Consider the following 26,937-nt stretch of genomic DNA (forward strand, 5'->3'; position numbering starts at 1 on the left):
TTTATACTTATTCTTAGTCATAGCAATAGCTATGTGAATGTATTTGTAGACGCTAACAGCAGTAAGCTTGCTGTTTAGCAACTCACATTAAATCTTATATCTGAAAACTTTGAATGACAATGCGAATGTCCTCGTTAGGCGGCCTTTCTCTATGGTCTACATAGACGCTTTGATCAAGTTCAACATCCGTTACGGGAACTAATAAGGCATAAGAATAATCAGGAAGCCAAATTATAGGTAAAACTACTTGCACCTTGCCATTTTCAGGAACTAATTTGCTTTGAGTAACCAAATCATTTACTAAAGTTTTACAACAAGGATCTTCCTTTGAGAAATTCTGACCAGATATTGGGCTAGTTTTGTGTTCATGCCCATCTGAATGATGGTGATTATTCGCCATATGAACATGATGAGGAGATTCAGAATGAAAATGATCTTCATGATGATCCTCCTCCATTCCTAAAGCACAGCCAAAACCTACAACAGTATTGAGCAAAAATATAACTAACAGAAAGATAGCTTTACTTTTCATGACTAGGCAAATCTAGTATAAAGATGCAAAAATAAATTTACATAATTCCGAGCTTTTTTTACATCTATTGGTTTCACATTAAAGTTCGTCTAAGCAAAAAAATCGTGATATACGGTTTATAATAATCTATTTTGAGGTAAAAAATAACTTCTATCAAGCTTGAAACTAGTGAATAAAAAATATTCACTAGTTAAATGATCTTATAGCAACTCGTACTCTCCCTTTAATCTCAAGGTAACTAAGATATCTTTACCTTCTTCATTTCTGAAATACCATCCATGTTTCCCTTCAAATGGGGATAGAAAAGTACCTACCATGTTATTTGAATAAGCAATGGTATAGCTATCAAAATAAGTATTCTTACTTGGTTTAAGCTCCTTTGGTTCACCATGAAAATCAAAATAAAGGTCTCCTTTACTAGTTAACCACTCGTATTTCAATTGCCCATATTTCAACATCCGTATCTTATATTCAATACCCTTTCCGGCAGGAATGGTTACCCTAACAGTATCTTCCCTATGTGTATATTGTTGTACCGGAGCAGGTAGGTCGGCCTCCGCTGGCCTTTTTACATCTGGCCCTGAACCGGCCTTTTCCAATTTGATAACAGGGTTGTTTTTTTTTACCGTCATTTGAGACTCTTCACCCATACCATTATCTGGAACATATAGTTTTCCAAAACCAAAAGCCTTCCCTGTTCCTAATGGGTCAAGACCGTATTCAGCAGGTAAGATTGCTGTAACCAATAAGATAGCGGCGACTACTAATGCTATCAATACCGCCTTTATAATTTTACTTTTTTCTATGATTTGATGACTCATTTCTGCCATTGTATGTTTTATTTAAGATGTAAAATAACCTGTTAACTGAAACCCTAATAATAGGAACCCTGCTGCCATGAGCATGGTATTTGTAAAAGTGGAAAATTTCATAAAGCTTGGGTATTTACGCCACACGGTAATCAACGTAAGAACCAGAGCGAGGGCAATAAACTGACCTATTTCCACACCAATATTGAAACCTAGTAAATTGGTAAATAAACCCTCCTTACCGAAATTAAAGTCCTGCAACTTACTCGCCAGACCAAAACCGTGAAATAAACCAAAGATCAGAACTGCTGCTTTAGTGTTTGGCTGTTTACCAAAGAAACGTTGAAAACCTCCAAGATTGTCAAATCCCTTGTAAACAATAGAAAGTGCGATAATTGCATCTATAAGATAAGCATTGATAGCAATATTACACATCACTCCAAGTAACAAAGTGATACTGTGACCTATGGTAAAGAAGCTGACATAAAGCAGGACTTCTTTTGGTTTATATAGAAAGAAAATAACCCCAACCAGGAAAAGCAGGTGATCATATCCGGTAAGCATGTGTTTGGCTCCGATGTAAAGAAAAGGGCCAAAGGCTACGCCGTTATTACCTGTTAAAAAGGTTTGGGTATCACCGTCTACACCATGCGCAAAAAGCTGGTTGCTGACACCACATAAAATGAATAGTACAGCAAGCGTAATTATTTTTTTAAAATTCATATTTTCCATTTAAAAACAGGTCTACCCTAATCTGAGATCAGGATAGACCAATTTTGTGATTAATTAGTGTTTGTGACCATGAGCGGCCTCTGCGCTATCCATTGCTACCGTATCTTTAGCTACAGTTGCACTATCAGTCTTAATAGCTGTAGTATCTACTGCTGGTGCCGTTTCTGTAGCTGAAGAATCTGTAGTTGCTTCTTTCTTAGTTTCATTTGAACAAGCCGCAAATAACATCGAAGACATGGCTGCAATAATTAGTGTTTTTTTCATTTGATTTTTTTAATGATTAATGGATTATAGAATTTATTGTTTATTTGTTTTTGATATAAGAAGAAGCGCAATCGCCAATATCCCCAATGAAATGATGCCCCCATAAAGGAAGTCATTTCCTGGGAAATAGCTTCCGGTGAATCCAGCAATGGGGTAGGCAATCGCCCACCATAAGTGGGAAAAGGCAAAATGAGAGCCGAATACTTTCCCTTGTTCCACTGAGGCTATATTTTCTCCTATCAACGTTTCGGAAGGCATCTCTGCTAAACTTTGACCTAATCCGGCAAACAGCCAAAGGACTAACAAAACAGTATAGCTGACATAATTTGCTCCTGCTATAGCTAGTCCAAGTAGCAATACACCGACGATCAGCGATACACGTCTGCTTTTAGACTTATCCAGATTGCCCGCAACAAAAGCCGCTACCGCTGCGCCGATACCAAAGGCAGCCATAGCCCAACCGTATTGTTTATCACCGAGTAAAAGCCCGCTTTTGATATGGCCAACTGTGTTTACTAAGATTTGTGCCCCTGCAATTGCAGAAATAAATTCAATGGCCAGGGCAAATCGGATCAACTTATTTCCAAAGAGTAGTTTTGCTCCTTTGACTACATCTGCCCATGCAGATAAAGGCTTCTCTGATATTGGATGAGCAGGTCTACTGATCAGTTGAGCTGGAAGCATCAGGATCAATATACCTGCAAGAATAAACGATGCGGCATCAACAAAGAATATATCCCTTGGTCCAAACCATACGGCTATAATTCCGGCTAATCCTGGCCCAAGTACTCCTAACAATTGAAATGTTGCGGTAGATAGACCAATCGCCTGCCTGTAATTCCGTTGGTCAACAACCTGTGGAATTATGGATTTATAAGTTGGCGTAAAAAAAGCATTGAACACATTTAAAAGAAAAACCAGCACATAAATCTGCCATTCGGCATTTACAAAAGGCAAACAACAGATAATTGCCATTCTGATAAAATGTGTGATATACAATATATTTTTTCGGTCAACCCGATCCGCTAGTACTCCGGCAAAGGGGGAAAAAATGATGAAGGCAACCACTCTAAGAGTTAATGCAGAGGCTAGAATTACCGCTGAATTTTCCTTACCAAACTGATAGGATAACAATGCAAGCCCTACCCAGGTAAATGCATCACCTAACAAACTGATAGTTTGTGCGAAATACAAGATAGCAAATGCTTTATGTCTTAGTGCCTGAAAAGGCTCCTTTAACACCGTTATGAGTTTTGCCTGTGCCATTTATTCCTCTACATTTTTCATTGCTGAAAGAAGGGTGTAAGCTCCTTTAAGTACAACAGCAGAATTATGGTCAAAATCCTCTGGCAGGATAACCTCTGTATATCCTTCCTGTTCAATACCTTTTTTCACCGGGATCATTTTGAATGTAGATCCTTTTGCATCTGAAGAGGTAATCTGAATAAATATGTAATCCAGACCATCGGATTGCACAATAGCTTCGTGAGGTAAGGCTGGTACAGACTGATTTGTAGTTTCAATCATTGCTTTGGCATACATACCCGGGAACAAAGCTGCGTTTTCGGTATTAAGCAAACGGCAATGAACAGGTACAGTCCCCTCATTACCAGTCGATTTTCCAATCAGAAAAACTCTCGCATTGCGATTGTATCCGGTTTCATTCGCCAATGCGAATTTAATTGATTGACCTACTTTAATTTTAGAAGCATCTCTTTCGTAAACATTCAATGCGAGGTGCATTTGACTTTTATTGGCCAATTCAAATATTACGTCCGTTGGATTGACATATTTTCCGGTAGTTGCGTTGTTGAGCGTTACATATCCGTTAATAGGTGAATACAAATTACTGGTTTTAGAAATCTTTCCAGATTGAAGGCTTTTCGCATTAATCCCTATCAGCGACAGTTTCTGCTCCAACCCATTCATTCGCGCCTGGATCATTTTATATTCAGAATTTACCTGCTGAAAAGTTTTTGCCGAGTTTACATCTTCTTGCCTAAGTTGTTCCTGCCTCTTGTATTCCAGGGCTAAAAACTCAAAACGGCTTTTGCTTTCCAAATATTCCTGCTGAATATCAATAAATTCAGGATTTTCAATGATGGCAATCACTTGTCCTTTGCTGATTTGTTGACCTAATAATAAACCAGCGCTTTTGATATACCCTCCTAAAGGAGCAGATATGGAAACCATATTCTCTGGGGGTACATCAATAGCACCATTTGCTTTAATGACATCACTCAATGAACGCATTTCTAATTTACCTGTTTGTAGTGCGGCAACTTCGTACTGATCTTTAGACAAGGTTACTTCATCACTAGGTTTAGCGGTCGCCGCCTCCTCTTTCTTTTCTTCTGTGGAAGCCTGATTACAGGCTGTAATGGTTAAAAGTGACAGCGTGAAAGCTGCGATATAATTAAGTGTCTTCATTTTGCTATTTCCTATTTTTACTTTTTACCTGTGATATTTTCTATATCCAATAGATTCTGGTTATAAGCAAAAAGCTCATCCAGGTAATCAGATTTAATTTTAATGGCTAAGGCTAAACTTTGTAAGTATTGCAGGTAAGCAATTTCACCCCCTTTAAACCCTGCTTCTGCATTCTTAATGATCAGATCAGCTTGTTTTAACGCGCCTTGTTCATAATAGGCCAGTGTGCTGGCATGTTTCTGACTCTGTTGTAAGAGCTGACTAAAATTGCCCTGCAAAATACTTTGCTGATCCTGTAGATTTGCTGATGCAATCTGCTGACTTACTTTAGCCGCATTTACCTTAGCCCTGTTTCCCCCAGGCAACAATGGAATACCGACACCTACCTGAAAACCACTAAACCGATCCGAGCCCGTATAGTTCTGTGTCATCCCGTTAAAGTTTTGCAGCCCATTAAAAGACTGGTTGAAATATCCAACCGAAAAATCAGGCAATCCTTTTGCTTTTTGAACCTGTGTTTCCTGTTGCTTAACCCTCAATTCCTGTTTCAAATAATTCAGGTAAGGATTACCCGCTAGTATGGCGCTATCCTGATTAACCTTAACAGGCTTTCTCTGAAGTTTATTTTCAAGAACAATAATCTGCTGGTCGGTATTGAGCAATGTTTGCAGTTCTTTTTGAGCAATATGAATGTCTGCTTCAACTTGTCTACCCGCATTTTTAAGTTCCATTAATTGGGTTTCCGAGGTTACCTTTTCCAATCGGTTACTTTCTCCTGTACGGTAACGCAGGTCACTCGCCTTTAGCAAATTGGTATATAGGCTATCCTGATAATGTATCAGGGTCTTTTTTTCGTCCAGATATACCAGCTTATAGTAAACACTTTTAACCTTATTAATCAATATCAATGCCTGAACATCAAATTGCCCCTGTGCCTTGGTTACATTCTCTGATGCTAACTTGGACTGTCCTGAATAAACGGTTGGAAATTCTATTTTTTGGCTGACACTAATGTGGTTGTCCCTTGTATTACTATTGATCTGTCCCTGCTGATAGATCACATTGGTGCGTTCAAGCGTAAGGCTGCCTTTTTTTAGTTCCTTTTGATAATCAACTCCAAATGCCGCAGCCTTAACACCATTATTATTTTTCAAGGCTAGATCAATCGCTTGTTGAAGGCTCAACTTTTCTACCGGGCCATCTTGGGCAAAAGCACCAGAAGGCATGAACAAAATAGATGACAATGCCAGAATAATAAGTGTGTTCAAGGCAGTACCTGCTTTTGGTTTGTTAAATTTTTTCTCAAAAAAGATATATAACACCGGGAGTACCAACAGCGTAAGCAATGTAGCGGTAAGCAGACCACCGATCACCACTGTGGCCAAAGGACGCTGAATTTCTGCTCCTGATGAATTAGAGATAGCCATAGGAAGAAAGCCCAATGAAGCAACAGCCGCAGTCATGAGTACGGGGCGTAACCTTATTTTGGTTCCTATGAGTACACGTTCGTTAATATCGGTCATTCCTTCTTCTTTTAAGCGGTTAAACTCAGAGATCAAAACAATTCCATTTAATACTGCAACACCAAAGAGTGCAATAAAACCAACACCTGCTGAAATACTGAAAGGCATATCCCGGATCAATAAGGCAAAGACACCACCAATAGCAGAAAGCGGGATGGCGGTAAAAATAAGCAATGTCTGTTTGATAGAATTGAACGTAAAATAGAGTAAGCAAAGGATGAGCAACAACGCCACCGGAAGCGCAAACGCCAATCGTTTGTTGGCTGCCTGAAGGTTTTCAAATTGGCCGCCATAGGTAACATAGTAACCAGCAGGAAACTTTATTTTCTGATCAATCTTAGCTTGAATTTCTTCTACAATGCTGGCCACATCACGGTCACGGACATTAAAACCAATGGTGATCCTTCTCTTGGTATCGTCCCGTTGAATTTGATTTGGGCCATTTTTAAATTCCACTGAAGCGACTTCCTCCAAAGGAATTTGCTGACCTGTTGGTGTAGAAATATATAGTCCTCTAACATTACCAATATCCTGTCTATCTTGTTTGTCTAAGCGTACAACCATATCAAACCGTTTTTCCCCCTCGTAAACCAAACCTGCGGTTTCACCTGCAAATGCGGTTTTAATGGTTCGGTTGATCTCTTCGATATTTAATCCATATTGGGCAATTTTATCCCGGTTAAACTTCACCTGTATCTGAGGCAAACCCGTCACTTCTTCTACATAAGTATCATACACCCCCTGAATAGGCTTGATCAGTTTACCGATCTTTCCTGCCTCAGCGGTCAGTACATCCAGGTCTTCTCCGTAAACCTTCAGCACCACATCCTGTTTTGCACCAGTGATCAGCTCATTAAAACGCATCTGGATAGGCTGCTGAAAGCCAAAGGTAGCCCCTGGTATTACCGCAAGCGCCTTCTGCATCGTATCGGCCAGTTCCTCTCTGGTCTTGGCACTTGTCCACTCGCTTTTATCCTTCAGGATCACCATCATATCACCCGCTTCAATGGGCATAGGGTCGGTTGGGATCTCTCCTGATCCGATTTTATTCACCACCTGTTTGACTTCAGGAAAGCCAAGAATGATCTTTTGCGCCTTTCTGGATACCTCGATCATCTGGTCAATAGAACTTCCGGTCAGCACCCTTGTTTCCACTGCAAAATCTCCTTCATCCAATTGAGGGATAAATTCCCCGCCCAAACGATTAAAGGTTATTACGCTGATCACAAAAAGAACAATTGCCGTGATGACCACAACTGCCTTGTGCTGAATAGCCTTTTTAATTAGCGGACTGTATAATCTCTGGAAGTAATCCATCATTTTATCTGAAAAATTACGCTTGTGAGTAGTGTTCTTGCTTAAACCTAAAGCGGCCATCATAGGCACATAGGTAAGTGACAGAATAAATGCACCTAGAATTGCAAACATCACCGTTTCTGCCATAGGCCTGAACATCTTACCCTCAATACCCACCAATACCAATAAAGGCAGGTATACAATCAGGATTATGATTTCCCCAAATGCGGCACTTGTTCTGATCTTAGAGGAAGCCTGATAAACCTCTTCATCCATTTGCTGCTGATTGAGCCGGGCAATTCCTTTTGCGGCAAAGCTTCCTATGGCAATACGGTGAACGATACTTTCCACTATAATTACTGCCCCATCCACAATAAGTCCAAAATCTATCGCCCCCAGGCTCATCAAATTGCCCGAAACCCCAAACAGGTTCATCATACAGATGGCAAACAGCATAGATAATGGAATTACAGAAGCCACTACCAACCCCGCACGTAGGTTCCCCAAAAACAGGATTAAAATGAAGATCACAATCAATGCTCCTTCAATCAGGTTTTTGGATACCGTACCAATCGCATTATCAACCAACTTTTTACGATCTAAAAAAGGCTCAATAGTTACACCTTCAGGTAAGGTCTTTTTGATCTGCTCAATTCTTTCCTTCACGTTATTGATCACCTCAGAAGAGTTGGCACCTTTCAGCATCATCACAATACCTGTAACTGTTTCACCTTCTCCATTTCGTGTTGCAGCACCATAACGCACACTGTTTCCAAACTGAACAGTAGCCACATCCCGGATTAGTACGGGGATTCTGTTATTGATTTTGATCACGATCTTTCCAATATCGTCCAAACCACCCACTAAGCCTTCACTCCTGATAAAGTAGGCATTTGGTGACTTATTAATGTAAGCACCTCCAGTATTTTGATTATTGGTTTCCAGTGCTTTAAATATGTCGGCAATACTGACATTTACACTACGCAGGCGATCAGGATTTACAGCAATTTCATACTGTTTGACATAACCACCAAAGCCGCTGACCTCGGCAACTCCCGGAGTACCCAATAACTGGCGTTTAACGATCCAATCCTGAATGGTACGTAATTCAGTGGCATCGTATTTCTTTTCATAACCTTTTTTAGGGTGGATCACATACTGGTATATTTCACCCAGACCTGTGGTAAGAGGAGCCATTTCAGGCTTACCCACACCTTCAGGAATTTGTTTGGCGGCATCATTTAAACGTTCTCCAATCTGCTGACGTGCCCAATAGATGTCTACATCTTCTTTGAAAACTACAGTAACTATGGACAGGCCAAAACGGGAAAAGGAACGGATTTGACTAATGCCAGGAATGCTGGCCATTGTTTGCTCTACCGGAAAAGTAATTAACCTTTCGGCTTCCTGGGCGGCCAGACTTGGGGTGACAGTGATGACCATAACCTGATTGTCTGTAATATCAGGTACGGCATCAATAGGTAATCGGGTAATGGAATAAGCACCCCATGCAATCAATGCAAGGGTAAATAAACCAATAACAAGCTTATTCTTAATAGAAAACTCTATGATCTTATTGAGCATTTTGAAAGTTTATTGTAAAAAATCAGAAAAAGAGATTGCATAGGCAATCTTGTTCATTTACTTCAACAGCAAATAATTCCGGTAATTAACAATAAACAGGGGGGCCTCTTAGTGAAGCTGCATCTATATGAAATAGCGCAGGGGGATGCTCAGGTGGTGGTGTACAATACTGTTGAACAATTACAATGGGTTCCTGTGTAAAATTATACAACACCAAAACCAAATTCACAGGTACACTGACATCTAAGTGCTGGAAATCTAATTTCTGAACAAAGTCACCATCAAGTTTTACATTATCAAAAGGGGTCGCTGAGCGGTCTTCATGATGATCGTGGTGATCTCCGGCATACTCAATTGCTTCTTCATCATGATGGTGCGAAATGAGGTTATGAGCCAATAAAAGGCTGAACGCAAAGCCAATAAAAACACGGGCAATCCATAATCTCATGTTGCAAATATATACTTAACTGTTAGAAATCCTGTGCAATTGTATAAATTGCTATCGAAATAGAAATAATTTAACTCAGACATTGCAGGTGAGGCCTGAAAAAAATGCTATAAAAGCCGTCACTGGAAGCACTCCAAAACAAACACCACAAGCAAAAAAAGGTCATGGGCAATTTTCTTGATTCTTTTGACCTTCTAGTTCTTTATTATTATTTCGTTCAAAGCAGATCTCATCAGTACAACAATTATCCTCTAGGTTGCAGGGAACACCAGTTAAAAAGAGTACATAAAATGAAAAAAGGCAAACGAACCATTTCATGGTTTCAAATATATCAAAATTTTAATTCCATTGTATGTTTTTTTGCTTCAAACGAATTGCCCAACTGAGGTCTTTAATCATATATGCTTTAAGTTCTGCACCAATAGTTTTTCACAAGCAATTTCACTTAGAATTTCTGCTGTTCTTTCGTCGTAGCTAAGCTCCCTTGTTCCATCAAATGCTTCTATTAATTGAACAGTAAGTATGGTTCCTAGTTTTAAATTTTTACTGTTTAAAAACTTCAAAAAAACATCAGAAGAGTGAATAACACCAGATAATTGAATAGTTTCTCCAACTTTGCACTCACTTAATTTTCTTTGATCAGGAAAATCTATTTTTCCATTTTTATCAGGTATAGGCGCACCATGAGGATCAAATTTTGGGAAATCGAGGGCTTCATCCATTTTATCAAATAAGGCATTTGACTTTACATGCTCAACCTGTTCTGCTATCTCATGCACTTCATCCCAGCCAAACCCCATTTTTTCCACTAGATACATTTCAGTAAGACGGTGTTTTCGGATAATTGATGCAGCTTCTTTCTTTCCTGTCACCGTAAGGATTACTGGCTTATAGGTTATATACCGAACTAAATTTTTATCTGCTAGACTCTTCATCATGCTAGTCACAGTTGGCATCTTTATTCCTAAAAACTTACTCAATTCATTCACACCAGTCTCTCCGTTTTCATTAGCCAAAATGAAAAGCGCTTTTAGATAGTTTTCTTCTGTTTGGGAAATCATAGAACAAAGTTAAACATAAAACCTTTCCGAATCATCTAATAAAAAATCGAATAGTCGAATTAATTTTGTTAGTGATATCTAACTTTATATATTTGCATATTGAAATATTAAAATTAGACCAATGAAAAAATCTTTACTTGTTACATGTATTTTAGTTGGACTTGTCACAATTATACAATCCTGTTCTAAGCTGGAACCAGCTTCGCCTAAAGACGAGAACTTATTAGATGGGCCGGTTGAAGGGTTAAGTTATGAGGAAAGCCGAAGATTTCTATCAGGAGATGTAGCATTTAATGACGAAATCTTTACTCCTGAAAAAGGCTTAGGGCCAGTTTTTGTAGCTACAAGTTGTGGAAGTTGCCATGCAGGGGATGGCAAGGGACATCCATTTACCACACTTACCCGTTTCGGACAAATTGACGAAACAGGTAACAAGTTTCTAAATCAGGGTGGCCCTCAATTACAGAATAGAGCTATACCTGGATATATGCCAGAACAAATACCCTTAGGAGCTACCTTTTCTAAATTCACACCTCCTGCTAATACTGGATTAGGTCTTTTAGAACTTGTTTCTGATGCAGACATTCTGGCAATGGCAGATCCAGACGACAATGACAACGATGGGATTTCCGGAGTTCCAAACTATGGTAACCTGCCGCAGTATATAATTCCCTTTGCTAATGCAATTCAAAAAGATGGAAAATATATCCATCGATTTGGTAAAAAGGCTGCTGCTTATAGTCTATTACATCAAACTGTAAATGCATATAACCAAGATATAGGAATTACTTCAAGTTACGATCCGGTAGATGTTTATACTCATCTTACCATTGATCCAGAGATTTCGACCCAAACCGTAAATGATGTTGTGTTTTATTTGCAAACGCTTAAAGCCCCCATTCAACGTCAGCAAAATGACTCTGAAGTTAAAAATGGTCGGGTAATATTTGACAGGATAAATTGTTCAGGTTGTCATAAACCCACTTTAAAAACAGGCATATCCACTACAAAGGCACTGTCTAACAAAACTTTCCATCCTTATACTGATCTATTATTGCATGACATGGGAGCAGGACTTGATGATGCTTATACAGAAGGGACTGCAAAAACTTTTGAGTGGAGAACACCACCACTTTGGGGCTTAGGTCTTTCACCAAACTCTCAAGGCGGACAATATCACCTATTACATGACGGGAGAGCAAAAAGTATTGAAGAGGCTATAACCTTACATGGTGGCGAGGCTGCTAATGCAAGAAATGAATATATCCAGCTTTCAGCGGCTGATAAAAATGCACTCATCAAATTTTTAAAGTCACTGTAGCCATGAAAAGAAAAGATTTTATAAAAAACTGTGGTTATGCTTGTTTAGCAGGGCTGGGAATTCCAACCCTGCTAGAAAGTTGTAGTTCTTTACAGATTTTATCAGGAGAAATTGCTGATGATAATTTGGTTGTCCCTATATCAGATTTTATAATCAAGTCTAATAAAAAACAATTTAAGAAATATATCATTGTGACCAATGATCTGCTAAAATTTCCTATATGCATATACCGCTTTAATGAAAACACGTATTCCGCTTTATGGATGGAATGCACTCACTTAGGAGCAGAATTACAAGTATTTGGAGACAAACTGCAATGTCCCGCCCACGGTAGTGAATTTAACAACAAAGGAATAATGCAAAATGGCCCGGCTGATACCAACCTGCGAACATTTGCAATCGTTATCGAAACGAATCAACTAAAAATCTCCCTTAAAGCGATATGAAAAAAGTAATTACTACACTCACAATTATATTAATTGGATACTACATAGCAGAAGCTCAAATTGACCCGAAACTTCTTAAAAGATCAACATTAGACACAGCTAAACAATCCTTAAATATGGATGCCGTTTACGAACGACCATTCATCACTGTGGGGAAATTACCAGTTTCTTTAGGGGGGTATATGGAAGCAAACTGGCAACATTCAGGTACAGATGGTGTTTCCGAGGGACATCAATTTCAGTTTAGAAGAATGACGCTATTTGTTGCTTCCACTATTAGCAAACGCATTAAATTTTTATCTGAAATTGAATTTGAACCAGCCGAAAAGGAAATTGCAATAGAATTTGCCGCCCTCGATCTTGAGCTTCATCCCCTATTGAATTTAAGAGGTGGAATGATTATGAACCCAATAGGTGCCTTCAATCAAAACCATGATGGGCCAAAATGGGAATTTACGGATCGTCCGATTGCGATGACACAAATGTTACCTGCAACATGGAGTAACGCCGGATTTGGCATTTATGGAAAACACTATAATACAAATTGGATGTTTGGTTATGAAATTTATGCATCCAGTGGGTTTGATAATTCGATTATTGCCAACAAAGAGAATAAGACCTTTTTACCAGCTGCAAAAGAGAATACTGAAAGGTTTGAAGAAATGGCCAGCGGTCAACCGCTATTGACAGGAAAAATTGCAGTCCGACATAATAAAATAGGAGAAATCGGATTATCCTATATGGGCGGGATATATAACAAATGGCTAGATGACGGGATTGTAATAGACGACAAAAGAAGGTTAAATATATTTGCTATTGATTTTAACACCACTTTGCCTAACCTTAACACTTTTATTACCGCAGAATGGGCATGGATCAATATAGATGTTCCCACAACATATTCGCAACAATTTGGTAATAAACAACAAGGAGGATATGCCGACATTGTACAGCCAATATTAAAAAGAGAAATTCTGGGTTGGCAAAATGCCACCATCAATCTTGCCTGCCGCTTTGAATATGTTGATTGGAATGTTGGAAAATTCAAAGAAACAGACGAAAATATTGGTGATGAATTATGGAGCATAATGCCTGGGATTAGCTTTAGACCAAGACCACAAACCGTTCTAAGGGCTAATTACAGAATTCAAAGTCAAAAGGATTTGTTAGGCAACCCACCAACCAAAACTGCCGCAATACAATTTGGAGTATCAACTTATTTTTAATTGGAACTTTGAAAATGAAATAGCCAAAATCAATTTACATTATTTAACAGGGCGAAGTACGCATACGCGCCAAAAACCATACTTGAATCGAAATGGTATAGAAGAATAAAAAAATAATGTCTAAGAAAGTAATTGACATTTTTAAATTCTTCTTTTTGTCCCCACGATTTGACTTCGCCGCCATGTTGTTTTTTCCTACGAGTTTGTTACACCTCTACAGAATTTCAGCAACACGATTTGTTTTCTTGTATTGGGGGACATGGAACTGTCCCATAGCTACAGAACACACAGCAGTCTCCATCTTGAGGTTTTAATCTTGTCTTGCATTTTTCGCATTCATAGAAGTACTGGCAAGAATCTGTCGGCATTATCTCCATTTTTTGATGTTGGCAAACAGGGCAAGTTATGGTAGATTCTAGTATTATTGCTTTAGTTGTCATTGGTTGATTTATTTATGATTTTATAACCTGTTTCTTTCTCTACTGCCTCTTCCAATTGTGCTAAAGAAATCTGCGTAGAATCAAATTTTACAACAGCTTGTCCTTCCCCATAAGCAATGCTTTTGGAGTTCCTAGCAAATAATATCCGGATCTCTTCAATACGTCTTCAAATTACACGATTTATCCTACCTTCAACAATAGATGCAAAAATTTTATTTTTCTCTTGTAATACTGAATTATATTTTTATACATTTGGAAAAAATATTTTTTTGTGAAAATAGTTAACTGGCTTATTGTTATTATCATCCTTGTCATGAATTTCGTGCCTTGTAAGGATATGAACAATTCCAGAGCTACTGTAACAAATAGAATTTCTAAAACTATAGCAGACGACGGCCATTCAAAATCTGATCTTGATTCCTGTTCTCCATTTTGTTCTTGCTCCTGCTGCAATACACCTATACCAATCAATCAAGTTGTGCATATAAAAACCATATCCTTAATATTGAAAAAGGAATATGTTGATTTATATTCGGCCAATGCAGCTTCCGTTTCTCTTTCCATTTGGCAACCGCCTCAATTAAGTTAGTTAAATCATCATGTTATTGCTTGCGGTTCATTTCTCATGAAGTGTTGTCGACTATGCATTAATTAGTTTTTTATCTAACATAATTTTAATTCGATGCTGAAAAAAATCATTCAGTTTTCTATACAGAACAAGCTTGTTATTGGACTGTTTACCCTTGCATTAATTGCCTGGGGTATTTATTCCCTTAAACAGCTTCCTATAGATGCAGTACCTGATATTACAAACAATCAGGTGCAAGTTATTACTTTAAGCCCTTCACTGGCCAGCCAGGAAATAGAACGCTTAATATCCTATCCGGTAGAACAGTCCATGTCTACTATTCCTGAAATACAGCAGGTTCGTTCCATATCAAGGTTCGGATTATCCGTAGTGACCATTGTGTTCCACGATGACGTAGATATTTACTGGGCACGTCAACAGGTTAATGAAAAGTTAGCTGAGGCTAAAAATAATATTCCCGGCGGTTTGGGAAACCCTGAGATCTCACCTATATCGACTGGTCTTGGTGAGATATATCAATACGTGATCCATGCCAAGCCGGGATTTGAGAAAAAATATACTGCACTTGAACTTAGAAGCATTCAGGACTGGATTGTAAGAAAGCAACTTTTAGGCACACCCGGCATTGCAGAGGTGAACAGCTTCGGCGGCTTATTAAAACAATATGAAATTGCGCTGGATCCTGATAAGTTAAGAAGCTTTAACTTAAGTATTAATGACGTCTTCACTTCATTAGAACAGAATAATCAAAACACGGGTGGCGCTTATATTGATAAAAAACCTAATGCATACTTCATCCGAAGTGAAGGATTCGTAGGCAGTATCTCTGATATTAACAAGATCGTAGTTAAAAATAGTCCAAGTGGTATACCAGTACTAATCAGGGATATTGCAAACGTCCAGATTGGCAATTCTATTCGTTATGGGGCACTTACCCGTGCTACACCTGAGGCACAAGGAGAAGCGGTTGGTGGTATCGTAATGATGCTTAAAGGCGCCAATGCAAATAACGTAGTAAAACAAGTTAAGCTCAAAATAGAGAGGATCAGCAAAACACTTCCTGAAGGGGTGGTCGTAGAACCATTCCTTGACCGGAGCGCTTTGGTAGATAGAGCAATGGGCACAGTCGCTAAGAACCTGATTGAAGGTGCGTTAATTGTAATCTTTGTATTGGTACTGTTCCTTGGAAACTTCCGGGCCGGACTGGTCGTTGCCTCAGTGATTCCGCTGGCGATGCTGTTTGCCATTTCCATGATGAACCTGTTCGGGGTATCAGGAAACCTAATGAGCCTGGGTGCAATTGACTTTGGTCTGATCGTTGATGGAGCCGTAATTATTGTAGAGGCCACGATGCACCACCTAGGCATGCGTAAAGCAGGCAGAATGACTCAGGAGGAAATGGACAAAGAAGTATATGAATCTGCTGTAAAAATCAGGTCTGCTGCTGCTTTTGGGGAGATCATCATTTTGATCGTTTACCTCCCTATCCTTGCATTGGTAGGTATTGAAGGTAAAATGTTTGGCCCGATGGCCCAAACGGTTTCCTTTGCAATCCTGGGTGCATTTTTACTCTCTATGACGTATGTCCCTATGGTATCTGCATTATTTTTGAGCAAAAACCCAACCCACAAAAGAAACTTTTCTGATCGTATGATGGATTTCTTCCACAAATACTATCACCCAATGATCAAAGGTGCATTAAAACGCAGAATGGCTGTGACGATTACCTCTATCGCATTATTGGTTGTCAGTCTATTCGTCTTTAGCCGAATGGGTGGAGAATTTATCCCAAATCTGGAGGAAGGTGATTTTGCAGTTGAGACCAGATTACTAACAGGAAGTTCCCTATCCCAGACGATTGATAAAGTGAACCAGGCATCAGCCATTCTAGTGAAAAAGTTTCCGGAAGTAAAAGAAGTGGTTGGCAAGATTGGCGCTGCTGAGATTCCTACGGATCCGATGCCGATGGAGGCTTGTGACTTGACCATCATCCTAAAAGACAAAAAGGAATGGACAAGTGCTAAGACCCGCGAAGAACTAACTGAAATGATGAGTGACGCCCTCAAAGAGGTGGCGGGTGTGAGTTTTGGCTTCTCCCAGCCCATTCAGTTACGCTCCAATGAACTTATATCTGGTGTCAGACAGGACATTGGTATTAAAATATTTGGTGATGACTTGACTGCATTAACGGATTTTTCTAAAAAAATCGGGAGCATTGTTTCTTCGGTCGAAGGTGCCAAAGACTTATACCTGGAGCAAGCCGAAGGTCTTCCCCAGATAGTAGTTAAAATAAACAGAGATCGAATTGCACAATACGGATTAAGTGTAGAGACTGTGAACCAGGCTTTAAATGCAGCATTTGCCGGACAATCAGCGGGGCTGGTTTACGAGGGAGAACAGCGTTACGACATGGTAGTTCGCCTGTCTCAGGAAAACCGTCAGGGTATTGATGACGTTAAGAATGTATTTGTTACTGCACCAAATGGCAATCAGGTACCATTGGAGCAACTTGCTGATGTAGAGTTTAAAATTGGCCCGAACCAGATCCAGCGTGAGGACACCAAGCGACGTATTATTGTCGGTTTAAATGTACGCGGTCGCGATATTGCCAGTGTGGTTGAGGAAATACAGACTAAAATAGAGCAGCAGGTTAAGTTGCCGGCCGGTTATTATATTACCTATGGCGGTCAGTTTGAAAATCTTAGAGAAGCAACCAAAAGATTATCAGTAGCAGTACCCGTAGCTTTGTTACTCATCCTGTTGTTATTGTATTTTTCTTTTGGTTCTATTAAACAGTCCTTGCTGATCTTTTCTGCCATCCCAATGGCCGCTATCGGTGGCATCTTCGCTCTACTGCTAAGAGGCATGCCGTTCAGTATTTCGGCGGGTGTTGGTTTTATTGCACTTTTTGGGGTTGCTGTACTTAACGGGATCGTGCTGATCACTGAATTTAACAGGCTCAAAAAAATAGGAAAATATACCTTGAACGAAATTGTACTGAAAGGAACAGAGCTGAGGTTAAGGCCAGTACTAATGACTGCCACTGTGGCTTCCCTTGGATTCCTGCCAATGGCCATTTCAACAGCCGCAGGTGCGGAAGTACAAAAGCCTCTTGCCACAGTTGTGATTGGCGGTCTGCTTACCTCAACAATTTTAACCCTTATTGTATTACCCGTGTTATATACTTATTTTGAAAGCTGGAAGGGCAAAACAAAGTCTATTCCTGCGACTGCAATTGCAATCATCATCAGTTGCCTGTTGTTCTTTAGCCCAACTGCAAAAGCGCAGATACCTGGACAAACTTTAACCATGACCCAGGCGATTGAAACGGCCATTAAAAACAACCAGGCAGTAAAATCTTCAGGATTGCAGATTAACCAGCAACAGGCCTTAAGAGGAAGTTCAACTGACCTGGGCAAAACAAGTTTCGATATCCAATATGGCCAGTTTAACAGCATACGAAAAGACAATAATTTCAGTGTATCCCAAAGTATCCCAAACCCTGGGGTATTCAAAAACCAGAGAGGTCTATACGATGCCCGAATCAAAAGTGCCGAAATTAATCTGGCTGTTACCCAAAAAGAACTGAGTTATCAAGTGAAAAGTGCATATACGCAACTGGCATACTTTGTTGCATTACAGGACTTATATAAAAGCCAGGATTCTGTATACAGTAATTTTGCAAAGGCAGCATCATTGCGCTACAAAGCAGGTGAAACCAATTTATTGGAAAGTACCACTGCCGAAACCCAATATAATGAAGTGTTAAACCAGATGAGTAAGAACCGATCTGATATTCTCGCCTACACAGCTGAGCTGCAAAGACTGCTCAATTCACAGGATATTATTGAAATTGCGAAAGACCAGTTTAAGCAAGACGAATACAATAACTTGGCATTAGACAGTGCAATTTCAGCTAATCCTCTGCTTGCGTTGCAAAAACAGCAGATTGTTGTCGCAGATAAGGCTCTTGCATTAGAAAAAGCACGTTCAGGCCCTGATTTTACCGTCGGTTATTTTAACCAGTCAATTATCGGAACGCAGAATGTCAACGGAAATGACCAGTATTTTAGTGGCAGTAAAAGGTTTCAAGGCGTTCAGGCCGGCATTTCCCTTCCAATTTTCTTTAAACCTTTTTCATCACGTATCAAAGCAGCAAGAATAGAAAAGCAAGTTGCGGAAAGCCAATTTAACTTATTTGAAACTAATCTTCAAGGGCAGTATAAACAGGCATATCAGGATTTACAGAAAAACGCAAGAAGTATTGACTATTACAAAAAGAGTGCTTTACCCAATGTGAATCTAATTCTAAAGCAATCACAAATCGCTTTTCAAAATGGTGAAATTGGTTATGTAGAATACTTGCAGGCCTTACGTACTTATTCAGAGATCCGGTTTAATTACCTGCAGGCCATCAATCAATACAATCAATCAGTTTACACACTTCAATACCTTATGGGTATATAATCAATAAGAAATGAAAAAGACAATTCATAATATCACACGTATCACTTCAGTACTGCTCTTGGCTATTTTAATCGCCTCTTGTGGTGGAAATAAGAAGGAAACTGAGGCAACAGCAGCCCCGGCAGAAGAAGCCCATGAGGAAAATGAGAATTCAGTGGAGATTACCCAATCACAATATAAAGCAATTGGTGTGACCTTAGGCTCACCTGAATTGAAGTCATTAAGCGGACTTTTAAAAGTTAATGGTTACATCGATGTTCCACCGCAGAATTTAGTAAGTATCACCACCCAAATGGGCGGCATAGTAAGGTCAACACCACTTTTGCAAGGCAGTAGCGTTAGCAAAGGACAAGTGATAGCTGTGCTTCAAAACCAGGAATATGTACAGCTTCAGCAAGATTATCTGGAAAGCAAAAGCCAGCTGGAATTAGCCGATTCGGAGTACAAACGTCAGCAGACGCTTGCAAGTCAGAATGTAAATTCACAAAAAACCCTGCAACAGGCAAAATCCCAGTATCAGATCATCCAGGCCAGAGAAAATGCATTAAAGCAACGCCTACGCCTGATCAACATCAATCCCGGCAGCTTGTCTCCTACGAATATCAGAAGTGAGATAAATATCTACGCACCAATCAGCGGTTATGTGACCAAGGTAAATGTGAATAGCGGGAAATTCATAAACCCTAATGATGTCATGTTTGAAATTGTAGACAATTCAAACCTGCACGTTGAGTTAAAGGTCTTTGAAAAAGATGTGGACAAAGTGAAACCGGGACAAGGCGTAAGATTTATCTTAGCGAATGATCCCGATACCATTCAACAGCGGGCCGTAGTTCAGCTGGTAGGAAAGGAAATTGCAACAGACAAAACCGTTACTGTACACGCAATTGCCAAAGGAAGCAAAAATTTTATTCCGGGTACTTATTTAAAAGCTTATATCGAGGCCGGTACCACCCAAGCTATGGCCTTACCACTCAGTGCTGTAGTTGATTTCCAGAATAAAAAATACATTTTCATTGCAAAAGCGGCAGGAAAAGAGGCCGGCCATGCAAAAGAAAAAAATGAAACGGGACATAAGCATGATTCAAAGGAATCAGAGCATGAAAAAGAAGCTGAAGGAGAATCCTTTCACTTTGAGATTCTGGAAGTTACTACTGGAACCAGTGATGGCGGATATATACAGTTGGAATTGCCAAAAGGTATGGATCTTAAAGGAAAGGTTGTTTTAACGGGAGCTTACGATCTGCTATCGAAATTGAAAAATAGCGAAGAACATGAGGGGCATTAGAAAATACTCAAAAAGAACTAAGTAAATAGAATGAAATTATGTGCAGCAAATCTGCGCACATAATTTCTATGTACCCTAATTTAAAAAATGGCTTATGACTTTTAACCCGTTGAAAAGCCGGTATGCGGTACTTTATGCGTTTGCGGTGTTTTTCATAACCGCATCGATATCGCTACGTATTGCTTTTATTTATGTCTCGCTTAAAGATACCGAATTGACTTTAAAAAGCGCCTTAAGTATATTTACGAAAGGTTTGATTTTTGACTTTGGAGTAGTTTTATATTTTGGCCTCTTGTATGCAATTTATCTATTATTACTGCCTCAGAAGTTAAACCGCTCATCTTTTAATAAGGTTGTCAGTTATATAATTGTCTTTTTAATGATCTTAATCTCTGTGTTCTCCTTTTTTGCGGAGTTCACCTTTTGGGGAGAGTTTGAAAGTAGGTTTAATTTTATTGCTGTTGACTATCTGATCTATACGCATGAGGTTGTTAATAATATCAATGAATCTTACCCTTTGCCCTACCTAATTTCTGGTGTAGTTGCCATTACTATTGCAGTTATGGTTCTACTGATCAGGACCAACAATTTTAGTGACAGTTTCAAATCCAACACAAGGTTCAAATGGCGACTTATCCATTCGCTGATCATGGGTTTATTGATTGCTGTTTACGCATTGTACATAAACAATAGCTGGGCGGAAAAAAGTGAAAACCGATATCAGAATGAACTATCTAAGGCGGGAATTTATTCCTTCTTTTCGGCTTTCAAAAACAATGAACTCAATTATGAACAGTTTTATTCACTATTGAGTAATGAGCAGGCTTTTGCCATTACCCGGAGTTTACTTAAGGAGTCAGGCTCCAGATATACAGGTAACTTACAGTCGATTAGAAAAAACATCAAACCGTTAGGCGGTGAACAACAATTACCTAATGTAATCATGGTTGTACTGGAAAGCTTTAGCGCAGATTTTATGGGGAAATTTGGGAATGAACGGAAAATTACCCCAGTATTGGATTCTCTGGCAGATCATAGCTTATTCTTTACGAATATGTATGCCACCGGCACAAGGACAGTACGGGGAATGGAGGCATTAACACTGGCTGTACCCCCAACCCCCGGAAACAGTATAGTCCGGAGGGAAAAGAATAAACAATTGAGCACTATTGGCAGCATTTTCAGAACCAAAGGCTATCAAACAACGTTCTTTTATGGAGGCGACGGTTATTTCGATAACATGAACCAATATTTTGGCAGTAATGGGTTTGACATTGTGGACAGGGGCAGGAAACTCGCCATTGGTGATGATTACAAAACAAGAAGAACGATGATACCCGACAACGAGGTCAATTTTGAAAATGCCTGGGGAATCTGCGATCAAGATTTATTTGGTGCAGTACTTAAGGATGCCGATGCAAAATTTACGGCTAAGCAGTCATTTTACAATTTTGTAATGACCACCTCCAACCATAGGCCGTTCACTTATCCTGAAAGAAAAATTGACATTCCCTCTGGTTCTGGCAGAGACGGCGCGGTAAAATACACTGATTTTGCAATTGGTCAATTTCTAAAACAGGCCAAATCAAAGCCATGGTTCTCCAATACCATATTTATTTTTATAGCGGACCATTGTGCAAGTAGTGCCGGTAAGAACGAGATCGATGTAGCGAAATATCATATCCCCGCATTAGTCTATAATATACCGAATAGTAGGCCAACTCGTATAGATAAGATCTGTTCGCAGATAGACCTTTATCCCACTTTATTTTCCTTACTGAACTGGTCATACATCAATAATAATTATGGCAAAAATGTACTGGACAGTACTTATGTTCCCAGGACAATGATTGCCACTTATCAGAAGTTGGGTTTTATGAAGAATGACAGTTTGGTCATTTTAAGTCCTCGCAGGAAAGTTGAATCCGCTTTTTACAACAGATCAACAAACGAACAAAGGAAGGAAAAAGTTTCTCAGCAACTGATCAATGAGGCGATTGCCTATTACCAGACAGCCTATTATTTATATAGTAAAGGAGGGCTAAAAGAGTAACCTCTCGGCCGCTCAAAGTTTCAACACTAACATCAATCCCATAGTTATGAAAACAGACAAAAAAAATGGAAATCAACCAAAAACCCTACCTGTGAAAAACGGGGCTAAATCAGCGAGCACCAAAGTCGGGGCCGTTGGTAAATCGGATAGTCATGTCGAAGAAAAAGGGCATGAACACAGCGGAGTTTTCGGAAAAAATACAGAGCTGATATTTTCATTGATTTGCGGAACTGCTCTGGGAGCGGGCTTCGGATTATCTTATGTGGCAGGTATGCCTGAACTGGTCAGTCTTATCCTTTATATAATTGCCTATTTCTTTGGGGGCTTCTTTACGGCCAAGGAAGCAATTCAAACCATAATGAAAGGCGGGTTTGAGATTGATTTCCTGATGCTGGTTGCTGCAATCGGGGCTGCCATATTGGGTTCATGGATGGAAGGTGCCCTGTTGCTATTCCTTTTCAGTTTGGGACATGCACTGGAACATTACGCAATGAGTAAAGCACGTAAATCCATTGAGGCGCTGACCAGCCTAGCTCCCCCAACTGCATTGGTGGTTAGGGATGGCAGCCAACAGGAAATTCGTATTGAAGAATTGGTTTTAGGGGATCTCATTGTCATCAAACCCAACAGTAAAATACCGGCGGATGGTGTGGTTATCAAAGGCGAAGGAAGCGTAAATCAGGCACCGATAACCGGGGAAAGTGTACCGGTCGACAAATCGCCTGTTCCTGATCCAAATAAAGATTACACCAATGAAAAAAGCATTAAACCCCAATACCGTGTGTTTGCAGGTACCATAAACGGGGCAGCTGTTCTGGAAGTTAAGGTGATCAAAGAAGCCAAAGATTCAACCATTTCCCGTCTGGTAAAAATGGTCAATGAGGCGGAGAAACAAAAATCTCCAACTCAGTTGTTTACAGATAAATTCGAAAAGTACTTCGTGCCAGTTGTACTGGTACTGGTGGCAGCGCTATGTTTTGCTTTCCTGGTGATCGACGAACCATTTAGCAAAAGCTTTTACCGGGCGATGGCTGTATTGGTGGCCGCTAGTCCTTGTGCGCTTGCCATTTCCACTCCAAGTGCGGTATTAAGCGGTGTCGCCCGTGCTGCCAGAGGTGGGGTTTTGATTAAAGGCGGAAGACCACTAGAAGACCTGGGATCTCTGAATGCTATTGCTTTTGATAAAACCGGCACGCTGACTGAAGGAAAACCTCAGTTAACCAACGTGATCCCGTTAAACGGGATTTCTGAGGAGGATTTACTGGTCGTAGCCATTGCAGTAGAGAAACTAAGTGACCATCCCCTTGCAGAGGCTATCGTCAAAGGAGGTCTTGAAAAACTTAAAAAGCAATCTATTCCAGAGGCCAGTAAAGTGAAAGGCATCACAGGACGGGGCGTACAAGCGGAAGTTGGCGGTAAAAAGATACTCATTGGAAATAAGGCATTGTTTGAAAAAGACAATGTACCAGCGGAGATCATCAAACAAGTGGAAGACCTGGAAAAGGGTGGTCACACCTCTATGCTGGTCAAACAGGATAAGGATTTCATAGGTATTCTATCTCTGATGGATGTACCCCGTAAAGAGGCTAAAAATGTGCTGAAAGAACTTTCTGCGTTAGGTATTAAAAAAATGATCATGCTGACAGGGGATAACCAGCAGGTGGCTGAAGCTGTTGCTAAACAGATCGGCATCACTGATGCGATGGGTAACCTCATGCCAGAGGATAAAGTTAAAGCTGTCCAAAAACTGGATAAATCGGAAAAAATGGTGGCTATGGTTGGTGATGGTGTTAATGATGCTCCGGCAATGGCCAAGAGTACGGTAGGTATTGCTATGGGAGCTGCCGGATCTGATGTCGCTTTAGAAACCGCAGATATTGCCCTAATGGGAGACAAGCTGGAAAGTCTGCCTTTTGCAATAGGCTTAAGCCGCAAGGCAAAGGGTATCATTAAGCAAAACCTTTGGATTAGTCTGGGTGTAGTGGCAGTTTTGATACCGCTTACGATTCTGGGGGTGACCTCTATCGGGCCCGCAGTGATGGCACATGAAGGTTCCACCTTAGTCGTCGTTGGGAATGCACTTCGCCTCCTTGCCTATAAAAACAACCAAAAACAAACCATTAAGTCTGGAAGAAAGAAGAAAGCTTAAAGACAATATCATTCCCTAAAGCCTTATGGCTGGCCATCGTTTTCCGTGCATACGACGGTGGCCAATTGGGAATAACGGATCTATTCTAGCAAACGCTACAAAGATGAAGAATCCAAAAGTTTAACCTGATTATCCAATGAGAATACTAGATACCTATTTTCCCGTTATGGTGACGGTTACGGTTTTTTCTGCCCTGCTTATTGGATTTATCCTTGCAGACCATCACATTTTAAGCGACATCGTAGAAGTTGACGAAACCATTCTTTTTTGGGCAAACGACAACCATAACCAATTTATTGCTAAGCTCATGCTACAATCAGGAAACTTCTATTTATTAATTCTCTTTTATGGTTTCCTGGTATTAATGACACTTTTTTATGATAAGATGAAATTTATGCAGGTACTAGTTTTTATCGGGTTGTATGTTGTGGTTTGCAATGGAATGATCTTCACGGTCAACTTATTGTTTGCACACCTGCGTCCATTATATATGGAAACTATGGCTGGTTCCATGCAAGTAAAAGCCGTCGGGATTGGCAAACAGTTTGGTTGTCTTCCTATGTCTTCAAGCTTAGCGGGAATTGCCTATTTCAGCTGTCTTTATTTCAAGAAACATTACTGGCCGCTCAAAGCAATGGTTGTCGCCTGGGCAATTATCAACTTGTATACTAATTTACATAGTGGTTGGAACTACCCACACGAAATCCTCATTGGGGTAGTAATCAGTCTCGTTATTGCCCATTTTACTTTTAAATTATACCTCTATTATTTAAGAAGGGGAAAATTAACATGGTAGACCGTCTAAGAAAAATAGCCAATTACATCAACCAAGTGGATGCACATCACAAGTTGTATACTTCAATAGGAGTTTCAGTTCTGTTTTTTGTAGCTACTACAGGTAAATTTAAAGATCCGATTCATTACATGCTGACTTGGCTAGCGTATGTTATGAGTACATTAATATTGGCATGGATCACCATTCTAAGCTCCCATCCTGCCGATGTAAAGCATGAGGCTCATGCTCAGGATTCCAGCCGGACAGTGATTTTTTTCTTTGTAATCGCAGCGGCATTCGCCAGTCTATTGGCTGTGCTTTTACTCTTGGAAAATGCCTCATCCCAAACCGAAAAGGAATTTTCCGGAACCGCTATAATCCCTCTTGCTTGCGTTGCAGGCTCTTGGTGGCTCCTACACACCGTATTTACATTGCGCTACGCCCATCTTTATTATTGCGATTTGGACCATCATAAGGGAGGAAAAAACATAAAACCGGAAGGCTTAATATTTCCAGATGAAGAAGAACCCGACTATATGGATTTCACTTACTTCTCTTTTGTTATTGGAATGACCTTTCAGGTTTCAGATGTGCAGATTACTTCTAGAAAAATAAGACGGCTGGCCTGGATGCACGGCATTTTAGCTTTTGCCTTTAACACGTTTATTGTCGCATTAACAATTAATATTATCGCAGGCATTACACAGAAATAAATCAAAATTTTAATACTAAAAAGAAATATTTATGACGTGGACATTAGAAAACTTTCCGCTCGAAATGCAGGATCTGAAACCAATTATAAGGGAAAAAGCGATTGAGATCGCTAACAAGCTAAAACAGGAAAGAACGGTTAATGAACTGGCCATTGTTGAGGAAGCTATAAAACAAGCTGAGGAATGGTTTTTAAATCTTGAGGGATAACCTATGGATTTAATTGGAAAAATGGACTTGGAAAATGAATTAAGCATTGCTTTACGACTTTTGATCGCCCTTCTTCTTGGTGCATGGATTGGATTCGACCGGGAAAAACACGGAGGTAGTGCCGGCATAAGGACCTATGCTGCTGTTTGTTTGGGTGCAACCTTATTTACAGCCATTGGACAGCATTTAAATGATACGGCTGCTGTCTCCAGGATAATAGCTAATGTAATTGTTGGCATTGGCTTTTTGGGTGCAGGAATTATTTATAAAAATGATAAAAGGAACCAGTCTCAGGGGTTGACCACCGCTGCTACAATTTGGTGTACAGCCGCGATCGGTGTTGCAGTTGGGTTGAATATGCTCATTATCGCATTTGCCTCATCGGCGGCGATTTTCTTTTTATTAATCCTTCACCATCAGCAATGGTATTTAAAGTGGAAGAAGAAAATGCAGGAATATCATAAGAATGAAGACTTAGACGATTGAGGGATGAAGTCGAATGCACATAAAAATAAACTGGATAAATCGGTGAAAAACACAATAAATATGCCTAGACCTTCACTTAAACCTAAAACAAAAAAGA

At 39.8% G+C, this 26,937-nt stretch carries 22 protein-coding genes; 12 read left to right on the forward strand and 10 right to left on the reverse strand.

Annotation, left to right across the window (positions count from 1 at the left end):
• Positions 1 to 94 precede the first annotated feature (94 nt).
• The 9 genes from AY601_RS14160 to AY601_RS14200 all read right to left on the reverse strand — a co-directional run bounded on the left by AY601_RS14160 (position 95) and on the right by AY601_RS14200 (position 10,679).
• Positions 95 to 532, reverse strand: coding sequence for a hypothetical protein (locus AY601_RS14160; RefSeq protein WP_068402200.1), 438 nt, complete (start codon positions 530 to 532; stop codon positions 95 to 97).
• Positions 533 to 732: 200 nt separating this feature from the next.
• Positions 733 to 1,353: a hypothetical protein gene (locus tag AY601_RS14165; protein ID WP_232324602.1), complete on the reverse strand. Its 621-nt coding sequence runs from the start codon at positions 1,351 to 1,353 to the stop codon at positions 733 to 735.
• A 21-nt stretch (positions 1,354 to 1,374) separates the two neighbouring features.
• Entirely contained in the window at positions 1,375 to 2,073 is a 699-nt protein-coding gene (locus AY601_RS14170; protein ID WP_255607461.1) for a HupE/UreJ family protein, read from the reverse strand.
• Between the two features lie 54 nt (positions 2,074 to 2,127).
• Positions 2,128 to 2,337, reverse strand: a complete 210-nt coding sequence (locus AY601_RS14175; RefSeq protein ID WP_068402203.1) for a hypothetical protein — start codon at positions 2,335 to 2,337, stop codon at positions 2,128 to 2,130.
• 33 nt (positions 2,338 to 2,370) lie between these two features.
• Positions 2,371 to 3,603 carry an MFS transporter gene (locus tag AY601_RS14180; RefSeq protein WP_068402205.1) on the reverse strand — a complete coding sequence of 411 codons (1,233 nt, stop codon included), beginning with the start codon at positions 3,601 to 3,603 and terminating at the stop codon, positions 2,371 to 2,373.
• On the reverse strand, positions 3,604 to 4,767 hold the full coding sequence (locus tag AY601_RS14185) for an efflux RND transporter periplasmic adaptor subunit (RefSeq protein ID WP_068402207.1): 1,164 nt from the start codon (positions 4,765 to 4,767) through the stop codon (positions 3,604 to 3,606).
• A gap of 17 nt (positions 4,768 to 4,784) precedes the next feature.
• A complete protein-coding gene (locus tag AY601_RS14190) occupies positions 4,785 to 9,170 on the reverse strand; it encodes a CusA/CzcA family heavy metal efflux RND transporter (RefSeq protein WP_068402209.1) in 4,386 nt (1,461 codons plus the stop codon).
• Positions 9,171 to 9,255: 85 nt separating this feature from the next.
• Positions 9,256 to 9,618 (reverse strand): hypothetical protein, encoded by a 363-nt coding sequence (locus AY601_RS14195; RefSeq protein ID WP_068402211.1) that lies wholly within the window; start codon positions 9,616 to 9,618, stop codon positions 9,256 to 9,258.
• Between the two features lie 395 nt (positions 9,619 to 10,013).
• Positions 10,014 to 10,679, reverse strand: a complete 666-nt coding sequence (locus AY601_RS14200; protein ID WP_068402213.1) for a metal-dependent transcriptional regulator — start codon at positions 10,677 to 10,679, stop codon at positions 10,014 to 10,016.
• A gap of 121 nt (positions 10,680 to 10,800) precedes the next feature.
• Between AY601_RS14200 and AY601_RS14205 the strand changes: the two genes are divergently transcribed.
• Genes AY601_RS14205 through AY601_RS14215 form a run of 3 tightly spaced genes read left to right on the forward strand, consistent with a single transcriptional unit; the run spans position 10,801 to position 13,672 of the window.
• Entirely contained in the window at positions 10,801 to 12,000 is a 1,200-nt protein-coding gene (locus tag AY601_RS14205; protein ID WP_068402215.1) for a di-heme oxidoredictase family protein, read from the forward strand.
• Positions 12,001 to 12,002: 2 nt separating this feature from the next.
• Complete coding sequence (locus tag AY601_RS14210) at positions 12,003 to 12,446, forward strand: ubiquinol-cytochrome c reductase iron-sulfur subunit (protein WP_068402217.1); 444 nt, start codon at positions 12,003 to 12,005, stop codon at positions 12,444 to 12,446.
• Positions 12,443 to 13,672, forward strand: a complete 1,230-nt coding sequence (locus AY601_RS14215) for a hypothetical protein (RefSeq protein ID WP_068402219.1) — start codon at positions 12,443 to 12,445, stop codon at positions 13,670 to 13,672. Before AY601_RS14210 ends, AY601_RS14215 begins: the two co-directional genes overlap by 4 nt.
• Before the next feature lie 224 nt (positions 13,673 to 13,896).
• On the opposite strand, the gene AY601_RS26240 is transcribed toward AY601_RS14215, so the two are convergent.
• Positions 13,897 to 14,112, reverse strand: coding sequence for a GDCCVxC domain-containing (seleno)protein (locus AY601_RS26240; protein WP_073233006.1), 216 nt, complete (start codon positions 14,110 to 14,112; stop codon positions 13,897 to 13,899).
• 271 nt (positions 14,113 to 14,383) lie between these two features.
• Here AY601_RS26240 and AY601_RS26375 point away from each other — a divergent pair, with 271 nt between their 5' ends.
• From AY601_RS26375 to AY601_RS14255, 9 genes are all read left to right on the forward strand, one after another.
• Entirely contained in the window at positions 14,384 to 14,701 is a 318-nt protein-coding gene (locus tag AY601_RS26375) for a DUF6660 family protein (protein ID WP_368388870.1), read from the forward strand.
• A gap of 93 nt (positions 14,702 to 14,794) precedes the next feature.
• Positions 14,795 to 19,168, forward strand: coding sequence for a CusA/CzcA family heavy metal efflux RND transporter (locus AY601_RS14225; RefSeq protein ID WP_068402223.1), 4,374 nt, complete (start codon positions 14,795 to 14,797; stop codon positions 19,166 to 19,168).
• Between the two features lie 10 nt (positions 19,169 to 19,178).
• Positions 19,179 to 20,456, forward strand: a complete 1,278-nt coding sequence (locus AY601_RS14230) for an efflux RND transporter periplasmic adaptor subunit (protein WP_068402225.1) — start codon at positions 19,179 to 19,181, stop codon at positions 20,454 to 20,456.
• Positions 20,457 to 20,550: 94 nt separating this feature from the next.
• On the forward strand, positions 20,551 to 22,509 hold the full coding sequence (locus AY601_RS14235; RefSeq protein ID WP_068402227.1) for an LTA synthase family protein: 1,959 nt from the start codon (positions 20,551 to 20,553) through the stop codon (positions 22,507 to 22,509).
• Positions 22,510 to 22,555: 46 nt separating this feature from the next.
• Positions 22,556 to 24,658 (forward strand): heavy metal translocating P-type ATPase, encoded by a 2,103-nt coding sequence (locus AY601_RS14240; protein WP_084359278.1) that lies wholly within the window; start codon positions 22,556 to 22,558, stop codon positions 24,656 to 24,658.
• A gap of 136 nt (positions 24,659 to 24,794) precedes the next feature.
• Positions 24,795 to 25,454, forward strand: a complete 660-nt coding sequence (locus AY601_RS14245; protein WP_124558626.1) for a hypothetical protein — start codon at positions 24,795 to 24,797, stop codon at positions 25,452 to 25,454.
• A complete protein-coding gene (locus AY601_RS14250) occupies positions 25,448 to 26,146 on the forward strand; it encodes a DUF1345 domain-containing protein (protein WP_073233008.1) in 699 nt (232 codons plus the stop codon). The genes AY601_RS14245 and AY601_RS14250 overlap by 7 nt, the downstream gene beginning before the upstream one ends.
• Before the next feature lie 31 nt (positions 26,147 to 26,177).
• Positions 26,178 to 26,354: a hypothetical protein gene (locus AY601_RS25950; protein ID WP_170123288.1), complete on the forward strand. Its 177-nt coding sequence runs from the start codon at positions 26,178 to 26,180 to the stop codon at positions 26,352 to 26,354.
• 3 nt (positions 26,355 to 26,357) lie between these two features.
• A complete protein-coding gene (locus AY601_RS14255) occupies positions 26,358 to 26,840 on the forward strand; it encodes an MgtC/SapB family protein (protein WP_198163530.1) in 483 nt (160 codons plus the stop codon).
• Positions 26,841 to 26,937: the final 97 nt, after the last annotated feature.

Source organism: Pedobacter cryoconitis, from assembly GCF_001590605.1.
In the GTDB taxonomy this organism is placed as follows: domain Bacteria; phylum Bacteroidota; class Bacteroidia; order Sphingobacteriales; family Sphingobacteriaceae; genus Pedobacter; species Pedobacter cryoconitis_A.